This window comes from Maribacter sp. UBA3344 (assembly GCF_002362375.1).
In the GTDB taxonomy this organism is placed as follows: Bacteria; Bacteroidota; Bacteroidia; order Flavobacteriales; family Flavobacteriaceae; genus Maribacter; species Maribacter dokdonensis.
In genome coordinates this window covers 66,796-79,003 of the sequence record NZ_DERI01000003.1, presented here as the reverse complement: position 1 = coordinate 79,003, position 12,208 = coordinate 66,796, and the positions used below count along the sequence as shown (strand labels likewise).

Annotated in this window: 10 protein-coding genes; 5 read left to right on the top strand and 5 right to left on the bottom strand. The window is 35.4% G+C overall.

Features of this window, described 5'->3' with window-relative positions; genetic code table 11:
- Nucleotides 1-59: 59 nt before the first annotated feature.
- Both B2Z27_RS01795 and B2Z27_RS01790 read right to left on the bottom strand, forming a co-directional pair.
- Nucleotides 60-1,100, bottom strand: a complete 1,041-nt coding sequence (locus B2Z27_RS01795) for a PLP-dependent cysteine synthase family protein (RefSeq protein WP_286812334.1) — start codon at nt 1,098-1,100, stop codon at nt 60-62.
- Between the two features lie 80 nt (nt 1,101-1,180).
- Entirely contained in the window at nt 1,181-3,238 is a 2,058-nt protein-coding gene (locus B2Z27_RS01790; protein ID WP_286812333.1) for a S9 family peptidase, read from the bottom strand.
- A 127-nt stretch (nt 3,239-3,365) separates the two neighbouring features.
- Between B2Z27_RS01790 and B2Z27_RS01785 the strand changes: the two genes are divergently transcribed.
- Nucleotides 3,366-3,692, top strand: a complete 327-nt coding sequence (locus B2Z27_RS01785) for a YbaB/EbfC family nucleoid-associated protein (RefSeq protein WP_071341887.1) — start codon at nt 3,366-3,368, stop codon at nt 3,690-3,692.
- Between the two features lie 43 nt (nt 3,693-3,735).
- Nucleotides 3,736-4,188: a thioredoxin family protein gene (locus B2Z27_RS01780; RefSeq protein WP_058103197.1), complete on the top strand. Its 453-nt coding sequence runs from the start codon at nt 3,736-3,738 to the stop codon at nt 4,186-4,188.
- Between the two features lie 334 nt (nt 4,189-4,522).
- Here B2Z27_RS01780 and B2Z27_RS01775 read toward each other — a convergent pair whose 3' ends face one another.
- Nucleotides 4,523-5,623: an OmpA family protein gene (locus B2Z27_RS01775; RefSeq protein ID WP_071341885.1), complete on the bottom strand. Its 1,101-nt coding sequence runs from the start codon at nt 5,621-5,623 to the stop codon at nt 4,523-4,525.
- Between the two features lie 187 nt (nt 5,624-5,810).
- Here B2Z27_RS01775 and B2Z27_RS01770 point away from each other — a divergent pair, with 187 nt between their 5' ends.
- Nucleotides 5,811-6,113, top strand: coding sequence for a YegP family protein (locus B2Z27_RS01770; RefSeq protein ID WP_286812331.1), 303 nt, complete (start codon nt 5,811-5,813; stop codon nt 6,111-6,113).
- A 4-nt stretch (nt 6,114-6,117) separates the two neighbouring features.
- On the opposite strand, the gene B2Z27_RS01765 is transcribed toward B2Z27_RS01770, so the two are convergent.
- The gene (locus B2Z27_RS01765; protein ID WP_286812330.1) at nt 6,118-7,140 is read right to left on the bottom strand and encodes a threonine aldolase family protein; all 1,023 of its coding nucleotides are present in this window, start codon (nt 7,138-7,140) and stop codon (nt 6,118-6,120) included.
- 21 nt (nt 7,141-7,161) lie between these two features.
- Nucleotides 7,162-9,567: a zinc-dependent metalloprotease gene (locus B2Z27_RS01760; protein ID WP_286812329.1), complete on the bottom strand. Its 2,406-nt coding sequence runs from the start codon at nt 9,565-9,567 to the stop codon at nt 7,162-7,164.
- 194 nt (nt 9,568-9,761) lie between these two features.
- Here B2Z27_RS01760 and B2Z27_RS01755 point away from each other — a divergent pair, with 194 nt between their 5' ends.
- Entirely contained in the window at nt 9,762-11,225 is a 1,464-nt protein-coding gene (locus B2Z27_RS01755) for a circularly permuted type 2 ATP-grasp protein (RefSeq protein WP_058103202.1), read from the top strand.
- 9 nt (nt 11,226-11,234) lie between these two features.
- On the top strand, nt 11,235-12,182 hold the full coding sequence (locus tag B2Z27_RS01750) for an alpha-E domain-containing protein (RefSeq protein ID WP_058103203.1): 948 nt from the start codon (nt 11,235-11,237) through the stop codon (nt 12,180-12,182).
- Nucleotides 12,183-12,208: the final 26 nt, after the last annotated feature.

The window sequence follows — 12,208 nt, the reverse complement described above, 5'->3', positions numbered from 1 at the left end:
ACTACGCAAAAAAGTGGGCTATAAACCCACTTTTTTATAAAACTATATCTATTTATTTTTTATTTAACGTATTGTATTTCTTGCGTCTCCTCTACGGTATTCGTATTCAAGAAACCTTGATCTTCCATCCACTGATCACTATAAATTTTGCTCATGTATCTAGAACCATGATCAGGAAATATACAAACAACATTACTATTCTTGTCAAATGTATTTAATTCGTCCAATTGCTTAATGGCCTGCATTACCGCCCCACTGGTATACCCAACAAAAATTCCTTCTGTTCTTGATATTTCTCTAGCAGTGTGTGCACTTTCTGCATCTGTAACCTTTACAAACTCATCAATAGTACTAAAATCAGTAGCACCAGGAATTAAATTTTTACCTAGACCTTCTATTCTATAAGGATAGATTTCATTGGTATCCAATTCTCCTGTTTCATGATACTTTTTTAATACCGATCCATAAGCATCAACACCAATAACTTTAATATTGGGGTTTTGCTCCTTTAAAAAACGTGCCGTTCCTGATATTGTACCACCTGTACCACTACATGCGATCAAGTGCGTAATTTGTCCACCTGTTTGCTCCCAGATCTCTGGACCCGTAGATTTATAATGGGCTTCCATATTCAGTTGATTGAAATACTGATTGATGTATATAGAACCTTTTGTTTCTTTATGCAACCTTTTAGCAACTTCATAATATGACCTTGGATCATCTGCACTTACATGTGCGGGACAAACATATACCTTGGCACCCATAGAGCGCAACATATCTATTTTGTCCGGTGATGACTTGGAACTAACCGCCAGTATACAGTCATATCCTTTAATGATACTTGCCATTGCAATACTAAAGCCAGTGTTTCCTGAAGTTGTTTCTATTACAGTACTACCTTCGGTTAGAATACCTGCCTTTTCAGCCTGCTCTATAATATGAATCGCAATTCTATCTTTAGAAGAGTGACCCGGATTAAAAGCTTCTACCTTAGCGTAAAAGTTACCGGTAAAATTTTCTGCAATTCTATTTAACTTAACTAAAGGTGTATTACCTACTAGTTCTAAAATATTGTTGTAAGCCCTGATCTCATTTTTCATAAGGGGGATATCAATGTTTAGTTATTTTATAAAAAGAAATTTCTTGAAATTTCTGACGCAAAGCTACCATTTTTTTTCCACTATGTGATTTTTCCTTCCAAATCAAGAAGAAATGCATATTCTTTGGCAACTTCTCTTAACGACTCAAATCTACCAGAAGCACCACCATGACCAGCATCCATGTTAGTATTTAACAGTAGTTGATTATCATCTTTCTTCAACTCCCTTAACTTGGCAACCCATTTGGCCGGCTCAAAATACTGCACTTGAGAATCGTGCAGACCAGTAGTGACCAACATGTTAGGATACTTTTGAGCCACCACGTTATCATAAGGCGAATAAGATTTCATATAATCATAAAATACCTTTTCATTTGGATTACCCCATTCATCATACTCACCTGTGGTTAGCGGAATAGAATCATCTAACATTGTTGTTACCACATCAACAAACGGTACAGCAGCAATAACACCATTATAAATGTCAGGTTGCATATTTATAATTGCCCCCATTAATAAACCACCGGCAGAACCGCCCATTGCATATAAATGCTTTGCACTGGTCATTTTTTGTTCGATTAAAAATTTTGAACAATCAATAAAATCAGTAAAAGTGTTTTTCTTCTGCAATAATTTACCGGTCTCATACCATCTTCTACCAAGGTACTCCCCGCCCCTAATATGAGCTATTACAAATACAAAACCACGGTCTAACAAACTTAATCTTACCGTAGAAAAGTAAGGATCAATTGTAGAACCATAAGAACCATATGCGTATTGCAAAATAGGTGTATCCTCATTTAAAACAGTATCCTTTCTATGAACAACCGACATAGGTATTTTCTCCCCATCTCTAGCCGTTGCCCATAAACGAACTTCTCTATAATTTTCTTTTTCAAAAGTTCCTCCTAAAACGGATTGTTCCTTTTTCACCTCCTTTTCCTTAGTTCGCATGTTAAAATCTATCACAGAACTAGGTGTAGACATGGAATTATAAGAATACCTGAGTATTTCGGTATCAAAATCAGGATTGTTACCTACATATGCTGTGTATGTTTCACTTTCAAATGGTAAATAATACTCATTTGTACCATCCCACCTAACAATTCTAATTTTGTTCAGTCCGTTTTCACGCTCAGAGAGTACATAGTATTCTTTAAAAATATCTACGTCTTCTAAAAGAACCTCTGCTCGATGAGGAATAAACTCTTGCCAATGTTCTGAAGACGTTTGGTTTTCAGAAGTACGCATTAATTTAAAATTCTCGGCCTTATCTTTATTGGTAAGAATGTAAAAGCTATCCTCATAATGAAAAATAGTATACTCCAAACCTCTTTCCCTTGGCGAAAACACTTCAAAATCACCATCAGGAGTATCTGTAGAGAGAATTTGAAATTCAGACGTTAAAGTACTAAAAGAACCTATGACCAAATATTTCTTCGACTTGGTTCGATATATAAATGTACTGAACGTATCATCTTGCTCATGAAAAACCAAAACATCATCAGAGGTAGGAGTGCCTAGCTTATGCTTATAAATTTTATCCGACCGAAGTGTTACCGGGTCTTTTCGGGTATAAAACAAAGTTTCATTGTCATTTGCCCATACACCACCACCTGTTGTATTTTCAATTTTATCTTCTAAAACCTCACCAGTTTCCAAGTTTTTGACCTGTAAGGTATATTGTCTTCTAGACACCGTATCTACACCAAACGCAGCCAATTTATTATTAGGACTGATAGCAATACCTCCAAGATTAAAGTAATCATGTCCCTTGGCCATTTCATTACCGTTGAACATAATTTCTTCATTGGCACTTAAATCGTTCTTAAATCTTGAGTACAATGGATATTCACCACCTATTATGTAGCGAGTACTGTACCAATAATCATTATATTTATAGGGAACAGAAGAATCATCTTCCTTAATTCTACCTTTCATTTCTTGAAACAAATTTTCTTGAAAATCTTTGGTATGCGCAGTTACAGCATCATAATATGCATTCTCAGCTTCTAGATAAGTAATAACTTCTTTGTTTTCCTTATCATTTAACCAATAATAATTATCTACCCTTACATCATCATGAATAATTAATTCTTTAGGAACTTTTTGCGCCTGCGGCGGATGTTTAATATTCATACCTACTACATTATAAAATAAGACGGCAAAAATAAGACTAATTCGTAGACCCCCGTTTTATTATAAGCAAAAACTGAAATGCCCCTATTTTTAGTATTTTTGACATTTAAAATTAAAAACACAAACTATGTTCGGAGATATGATGGGTATGATGGGAAAACTCAAAGAAACCCAAAAAAAAGTTGAAGAGACCAAAAAAAGATTGAATACGGTTACCCTTGAAGAAAAGTCAAGTGATGGCTTGGTTTCGGTTACCATAACCGCAAATAGAGAAGTTAAGTCCATAGTAATAGATGACAGTCTTTTACAGGACAAAGAGCAATTAGAAGATTATTTGATACTAACATTGAACAAGGCCATACAAAACGCTACTAACGTAAATGAAACTGAATTAGCTGCTGTTGCTAAAGACGGTATGCCCAATATTCCTGGTATGGATTCGTTATTTAAGTAAGATTGGCAGGTTATTTGCAATTGACATTAAAAAATATAAATTCATGAAGTATCTTTTTTTATTATTAATGATTCCGTTTTTGGCCACCGCCCAAATGGATATTAAAAATGCAAATGATTCTAAATGGCTTACTAATTATGATACGGCTATTTCAAAAGCCAAAAAGCAGAAAAAAAATGTACTCGTTTACTTCACGGGTAGCGATTGGTGTCCTCCATGCAAAATGTTGAAAACCGATTTGTTCGACACCGTTGAGTTTCAAGAACTGTCAAGCAACTATATACTGCTTTATATAGATGTTCCAAGAAATAAGGATTTGTTAACTGAAAAACAATTGGCGCACAACAAAGAGCTACTTACAAAACTCAACAAAAAGAAGGTATTTCCATTATTTAAAGTAATAGATTACAAAGGAAAAGAATTAGACGCTCTTTCTGGTTATAGCATGAACGGCGTAGTTGATTCTCATCTTAAACTTTTAGAAAAAAATAAGTAAGATAAATTTTATTTCATAAAAAATGGCTCATGTAAATACATGAGCCATTTTTGTTATACATCAATTCCAAGCAATAACATTTAAAACAATTAACCTATTTCAATATGAAAGATGTATACCTTAAATAGATATATACCATTAAACTTCATAATTACCATGCTATTGGCAAGTCTAGGGAGACAACCAAACCTCAACTACAATAATTACTTACTTCTAACTTACAAACAGCTTAGCACCTTTTGAAACAATTAGGTTACTATTATAACCTAAGTTAAAAGCATAAAAAAGGGCTTACTAGTGTAAGCCCTTTTCAATCAAAAAAACAACCTATTCATTAATTGTTGATCAATCTAAATTGAGTTCTTCTGTTCACTGCATGCTCTCTAGCCGTACAAGAAACGCCATCACTACATCTGTTCAACAATCTTGTTTCACCGTAACCGTTAGCTACTAAAAGACTTGAATTAACACCTTTCGTAATTAAGTAATCAGCTACTGCTTTCGCTCTTCTTTCAGATAAGTCTTGGTTAGACACTGAACTACCTTGTGAATCTGTATGAGAAGCTAATTCAACCTTAACACCAGGGTTTTGAGCTAATACTGGTAATAATCTATTATCGATAATACTTTTTGCCGCAGAAGTCAATGTAGCACTACCAGAATCCCAGTTAATTGGTAAAGCTTGGTACTCAACCAAAGCGCACTCCACTTCTTTCCAAGTAGTTAAACCACCTTTTTCCTTTAATACCTCTTTGGTAATCGTTGTAGTTTTAGCCGGAATAATCTCTTCTACTGTGTAAGCATCTTTATCCAATACCGTTTTAGTAATTTCTTTATAAACTGCAGGAATAATTTTTTCAACTACGGTAGCAGGTGAGATCAAAACTTCTTTTGTGTAAGATCCATTTTTAGAACCTAATGGAGAACTCGTTGTAGAGGCATCATTAGCCAATACCTGCGTAGAAACTGTTTCAAATTGTGCAGGGTATCCTTTGTAACACCAGTATCTACAATCATCTGGATTACCAGACTCACAATCAGGTGCCGCTACGCCCAACTCCCACTGTGCATATGCAGGCTTGATCTCTATAGTTTGTGTACTGGGAGAAAAAGAAGCAGGGATCACCTGTAAAGAATTTCCACCTCCTTTAGATACATAGGTTACCGTTTCTGTTCCCCACTTAGCAGGAACAACAGTAAGCACTTTTTCTTCTTCTCTCACCAATACACGTTCTGTTATTGTTTTAAATGTAGCAGGAATCGTTTTTAAAATTTTGTACGAAGGGTTGGTTGTAACCGTAGTCGTTTCATTTACATACACATCTGGTGTGGTACAACGTACATAGCATTTACCTGGTTCTGGATTTGACGGCAAGTCTTGTGCCATTGCAAACGAAGCAGAAAATGCCACTGCTAGAAATAATACTTTTTTCATTTTGATAGTGTTTAAAATTAATAATTGGTTATTTATAATTATTTATTTGAGGTTTCCTGTAAACTGGTTTCAACCTAGTGTCGAATGCTATTTTAAAACCTGTGAGTTTAACGCCTCAATAATTAAGACACACTATTATTTAAAAAGTCACTGAAAAGCAGAGAAAATATTATTTATCTTTAAGGATATGATTAAAATTGTTAAAGATAAAGACGGCCTATATCAATTTGTTTTGAAGTCTGACAACGGGCAAGTATTATTAAAGAGTATACCCTTTAATAGTGAAAATGAAACAGATAGCACCATAAAAGACATTAAGGCACTGAAAAAATCTAACGGAAAATTCTTTGAAAGAAGAACTAATACGGATGGTAAATTTTTAGTTGAATTAAAAAATTCTACAGGCAAAATTGTTGGTAGTAGCGGACTTTACACTTCAGAAGCCGGTATGGAAAATGGTATATTGAATATTACAAACAGTTTAGAGTAACATATTAAAAAGACGCTAGCTGCTTAAGCAATTCTTCATGCATATCATTAGTATAGTCCAAATGGGTAACCATTCTCAATTTCCCCTGCCCCATACCAATTATTAAAATATTCTTTTCTTTTAATTTATGAACAAATTGATCGCTTGTCATAAATGACTCATCAATTTCAAAAATGACAATATTGGTTTCAATAGGCTCTACCTTCTTAACAAACGACTTTAAAGCCAAAGCCTTCCCTATTTCCTTTGCCTTTTTATGATCTTCTACCAATCTCTCTATATGATTGTCCAAAGCATAAATAGCCGCTGCCGCCAAAAAACCCGATTGTCTCATGCCACCACCAAATATTTTACGAATACGGATCGCCTTGTTCATTTGTTCTTTAGTACCCAATAGCAAAGACCCTACAGGGCAACCTAACCCTTTACTCAGACAGACGCTTATGGTATCAAAAAGCTCTCCGTACTGTAACGGAGTCTCTTTCATTTCCACCATAGCGTTCCATAATCTTGCTCCATCTAAATGATACTTTAAACCATTATTGGCACAAACCTTTTTAATTGCCTGCAGTTCACTAAAATTCCAACAAGTACCCCCACCTTTATTTGCTGTATTTTCTATGGATACCAATGTGGTTAACGGGCTATGGTAAAAATCCGGTGGATTTATTGCCGCTGCCACTTGTTCCGCTGTCATTGTACCTCTATCACCATCTACCAGCCTGCAAGACACCCCACTATTAAAACTAACACCACCACCTTCATAATTATAAATGTGGGCATACTTGTCACAGATCAATTGCTCACCAGGCTGCGTATGTAATTTTATAGCGGTCTGGTTGGTCATGGTACCACTAGGAAAAAACAGTGCTGACTCCATTCCAAAAAGTTTTGCCACCTTTTCCTCTAAGGCATTTACGGTAGGGTCCTCTTTAAAAACATCATCACCTACCTCAGCGGTCATCATAGCATCTAACATTCCGGGTGTAGGCTTGGTTACCGTATCACTGATAAGATTAATAAGCATAATAAAGTTCTAACGATTTAATTAGTGAAAACAGCTCATTCCAATTGGCGAACCATCAGGAATCTTTGGCGAAGGTATCATTTTGAATTGTTCCGGGTGCTCTCTGTATGATTTTATTCTCTTAACCATTTCCGCACTAATTGCATTAGCCCCAGAATCTTTCATTAACTGCATATTCAGTTCATTTATTTTTTGGGACGCTATGGCATTTACCTGTGGATGCACATTGGTGTGCCCTGCCAAATTCATGATATGATACAATACTCTAAAATTGATTATCGTTTGCGCTTCGTTCAAATATGCATCTTTCTGCTTTTTGTTAATGGTTGAAGCTATCAATTCATCTAAAATATCAGCCAAACCAACATTATCCGTATCTATTGCTTTTTGCTGAATAAGTCTTGATGCTTTCTCCGGATGCAATAAAAATTTTAAAGTCAAATCCGAAGCTGTTTCCACTGCCGACAGGGCATCAAAAGAAACACCGGTTTTACCTTTTATAGATTCCCTTGTTCTAGGGGTTCCAAATGACCTAGGAGGAAACAAGCTCAATTTTTCTTTTGGTATAGCTATTTCTGCAGCATCCAAAGTCCGCAACACACTCTTTAATGCCTCTTGTTGCATAGACTTATCCGCAACGGCAACTACCTCTTGTCCATCACCTTTTACCGCATAATTATATTCTAAACCACCAATGACTTTTGCCACACCTTCTGTTTGGTACCTATGAAAGAAATATAGCGGTACAAAAACATCTTCCAATACAGAGTAAGGTGTACCTTCTTGAATATTATCTACAGAAAAGTTATTAATGGCTACTTTACGAATACTCATCATTTCCTCCAATTCTTTGCTGATACTGGTGCCGTTATCCCACAAATGAGCCAAGACATGGGCACTACCTTGTGGTCTCGCATCTTGATCCGTTATATAACGTAGCCCATCTGCTTTGGCCTTATCCAAAATATTGTTCAAGCCTATTTTTTCTTCCCCTTCAGGAAAGTTCTGATAGGAGTATGCTACGGTAACCTTATCCCATGCTCCAATACCAGTTTCATAGGCACTTGAAAAATCAACCTTTCCATTGTTCAAAGTAAACTGCGGATGAGGATAGTCCATCACTGAAGCCTTGCCTGTAGTACTGGCGGCATAATTATGGGCAAAACCTAAAGTATGCCCAATTTCATGTGCAGATAATTGTCTTATTCTTGCAATGGCCATTTCTAACATTGGCTCATAATTATCATCTCTTTCGGCAAATGGTTTGTTCATTAAAGCCTGGGCGATTAAATAATCTTGTCTTATTCTTAAACTTCCTAAACTAACATGCCCTTTCATAATTTCACCAGTTCTTGGATCTGTTATACTACTACCATAGCTCCAACCTCTGGTAGAACGATGAACCCATTGAATAACGTTGTAACGAACATCTAAAGGATCCGCATCATCTGGCAACATTTTTATTTGAAAGGCATCTTTATAACCTATAGCTTCAAAAGCTTGGTTCCACCAACGGCCACCTTCCAATAAAGCGGACCTTACAGGTTCCGGTGTTCCATTATCCAAATAATAAATAATAGGTTCTACGGCCTCACTAACCTCTGCAGTAGGATCTTTTTTCTCTAAACGATGCCTTCTTATAAACTGCTTTAGAATATTTTGCTCCACAGGTGCCGCATAATCATAATAGTTAAATGGAGAAGAACCTGATCTTGGATCAAAAGCTCGTTTTTTATACTTATCATCTGGCAATTCAATAAAAGAATGATGCTCAGCAACGGTTACTAAATTCGCATTGGGAGCTACACTTCTGATATAACCACCTTTCGCCTCGCCCTTAAAAGTCATTAAAACATCAAACTCTATATTCTTGGGAAAAGCCTTAGTTCTTTCCAAGGCAAAGGCACTTTTAGATTTATCCAGACTATATGAACCCTGCTCAGTTCTTTTTAGTCTTGAAGAGACACCATGTGCATCTTGCATTAAAAAATCAGTGATATCTATTATATAGGTACCGTTTTTATCTTCAACAATAGGAAAGCCGAACAGAACAGATTTGGCAAACGCTTGTTCAACGGATTTTCGTTCCAATTCATTATCCGTTATGGCCCTATACTTTAAATTTGGTTGAACCAACAGTAATTTATTGCCCGCCTTTTTAAAATATACTACCTGCTCGTCTCCCAGTTGACCTCTGTCCAAGCCAATGTCATTACTCCCTATTCCACTACTTAAAGAGTATACATAAAGAAAATCCTTATCCAACTGATCTACTTCCAAAAAGATTTTATCATTGTCCTCATCATAGTAGAAATTATAGAACCCCTCATATTTATCAAAATTCTTCTTTTGATCGCTAAACTGTGCGGTTATTGTAGTAATGGATAACAATAGAAATCCAACCAAAAGTACATAGTGCTTTCTCATTCTCTAATAGTTTTCATTAAAAGTAGAGAAAAACCAACGAATGAAAAACAGGAAAGCCCAACTATATTATAAATATCATACTTGTTAAAAAAGCTACCTAATAATTACAGAATAAGGAAAAATACTACCAATTATTGTAAATATTACACCTAATAATCGCTTTTTATCATGTACCTTTTAACAAAACTAATTCTATGGAGAACATTGAAAATCAAATTTTTTCTTCTTATCAAAGAAACCCAGATTTATATGATGAAATTCATGATAAGAAAGGAAAGGTAAAAGAGGTTTATCAAAAGTTATTCAACCTCTATGGTGAACATTCTATTAAAGATTACGTTACGCTAAACAATAAAGCGAAGTCTTCATTTTTTAATCAAGGCATTACTTTTCAAGTATACGGGGAAAATAACGTGCAAGAGAAGATTTTTCCCTTTGATTTATTTCCACGAATTATTGATCCCGTAGACTGGGATATTATAGAGCGTGGCTCCATACAAAGAAGTAAAGCTTTGAACTTATTCCTGTGGGATATTTATCATGATAAAAAAATATTAAAAGATAAGGTTGTACCCATAGAACTCATTACATCTTCAGCCAATTACTTAGATCAAATGAACGGTGTAAATCCGCCAGGAGGAATCTATAATCACATTTCGGGTACAGATGTCATTAAACATAAGGACGGTAAATATTATGTACTTGAAGATAATATTAGATGTCCGTCTGGGGTAAGTTATGTAATCTGCAACAGAACAGCACTTAAAAAGGCGTTGTTTGGTGTATTCAATCATTACCAGACACATACGGTGACCAATTATGCAGAAAACCTTTTAGAACTACTAGAATCCGTAAAACCTAAGGGCGTGGACATACCCAATGTAGTAGTTATTACACCTGGTATGTACAACTCTGCATTTTATGAGCATTCTTACCTAGCCAAAACCATGGGAGTTGAATTGGTAGAAGGTCGTGATCTATTTGTAGAAAATGATTTTGTTTACATGAAGACTATAAAGGGTCCAGAAAAGGTTGATGTTATTTATAGACGAATAGATGACCAGTTCATAGATCCTCTGGAGTTTAATCCAGATTCCGTTCTTGGCGTACCCGGTTTATTTGCCGCGTATAAAAAAGGCAATGTTACGTTGGCCAATGCCCCTGGCACTGGTGTAGCTGATGATAAAGCCGTATACACCTATATGCCAGAAATTATAAAATATTACTTAGACGAAGAACCTATATTAAACAATGTACATACCTATCATTGCAGCAGACCCGATGAATTAAAATATGTATTGGAACATATTCATGAACTAGTTATTAAACCTGTTGATGAAGCCGGTGGCTACGGTATTTCTATAGGAAACAAGCTAAGTAAAGAAGAAATTGAAAAGGTAAAGGCCGAGGTAAAGGCCAGCCCAAGAAAATATGTAGCCCAACCTATTATGTCATTGTCCGTTCACCCTACCTATATAGACGATACCGAATCTTTTGAACAACGCCATGTTGATTTAAGAACGTTTACCGTTCTCGGGAAAGACAAAGAATTTGTTCTCAAAGGCGGGTTAACACGCGTAGCACTTAAGAGGGGAAATCTAATTGTAAACTCTTCTCAAGGAGGCGGATCAAAAGACACCTGGGTATTAAAAAAATAAAAAATCTATATGTTAGCAAGAGTTGCCAATAATCTATTTTGGATGGGACGTTATATTGAACGTTCTGAACACGTAGCAAGATATTTAAATGTAAATTATTTCTCTTCTTTAGATGCTCCAAATCTAAAATCTCAAGATCGTCAATTTGTTTTACGTTCTATGTTATTTATGGTCGGAGATCCCGAAGAGGATTCAGAAAAGTTTTTAAAAGAAGAAGATGTACTCTATAAAATTGGTCTAGACCCCACTTATAGCTCATCGATCATAAACAATATTAAGTTTGCAAGGGAGAACGCAAATAGCGCACGGGATTTAATTTCAACTGAGCTTTATGAAGCGATCAATAAATTCTATCATTTTGTCGTCAACTACCCTAAAGAAGTTTTTGTTAAAAATGGTCTACATGATTTCACTACCCAGGTTGCTGAAATGACAGATATACTTCGTGGAAAAATACGCGGTACACTCTTGCATGATGCCACTTATGCCATAATATCAATGGGCATAAACATTGAAAGGGCTACACAAATTACTAGAATGATCAATTCTAAATACAATGATGCATTACTTTCTCAAGGTGGTGAAAATGAAAAGTTCAGTAAAAGTTTTGAATGGACCACGTTATTAAAATGTGCCGAATCTTATGATATGATGCGTAGGTTCTACAAAAAAACCCCTACAAGCATAACTACATTAGAGTTCTTAATTCTTAACCCTAATTGCCCAAGATCGGTAATGAATTCTTTGAACCAGGTAAATCAACATGTAAAAATTTTAAACCCCGAAAAACGGTATAACAAAAATTCTACGGCTTTTTTAATCGGCAGGGTAAGATCAGAATATGAATTTAAATATATTGAGGAAATAGATCAAGATATAAAATCTTTCATTGAAAATATTCTAGAAAGTCTTGTTGATATCAGCGACAAAGTAGATGAGGAATTTTTTAATTATTAGCCCATTTAAATAAGGTATCTTTGCGC

Excerpts from the sequence above, each read along its gene's own strand:
- B2Z27_RS01795 (WP_286812334.1), bottom strand. The coding sequence starts at position 1,100 with ATGAAAAATGAGATCAGGGCTTACAACAATATTTTAGAACTAGTAGGT.
- B2Z27_RS01790 (WP_286812333.1), bottom strand. The coding sequence starts at position 3,238 with ATGAATATTAAACATCCGCCGCAGGCGCAAAAAGTTCCTAAAGAATTA.
- B2Z27_RS01785 (WP_071341887.1), top strand. The coding sequence starts at position 3,366 with ATGTTCGGAGATATGATGGGTATGATGGGAAAACTCAAAGAAACCCAA.
- B2Z27_RS01780 (WP_058103197.1), top strand. The coding sequence starts at position 3,736 with ATGAAGTATCTTTTTTTATTATTAATGATTCCGTTTTTGGCCACCGCC.
- B2Z27_RS01775 (WP_071341885.1), bottom strand. The coding sequence starts at position 5,623 with ATGAAAAAAGTATTATTTCTAGCAGTGGCATTTTCTGCTTCGTTTGCA.
- B2Z27_RS01770 (WP_286812331.1), top strand. The coding sequence starts at position 5,811 with ATGATTAAAATTGTTAAAGATAAAGACGGCCTATATCAATTTGTTTTG.
- B2Z27_RS01765 (WP_286812330.1), bottom strand. The coding sequence starts at position 7,140 with ATGCTTATTAATCTTATCAGTGATACGGTAACCAAGCCTACACCCGGA.
- B2Z27_RS01760 (WP_286812329.1), bottom strand. The coding sequence starts at position 9,567 with ATGAGAAAGCACTATGTACTTTTGGTTGGATTTCTATTGTTATCCATT.
- B2Z27_RS01755 (WP_058103202.1), top strand. The coding sequence starts at position 9,762 with ATGGAGAACATTGAAAATCAAATTTTTTCTTCTTATCAAAGAAACCCA.
- B2Z27_RS01750 (WP_058103203.1), top strand. The coding sequence starts at position 11,235 with ATGTTAGCAAGAGTTGCCAATAATCTATTTTGGATGGGACGTTATATT.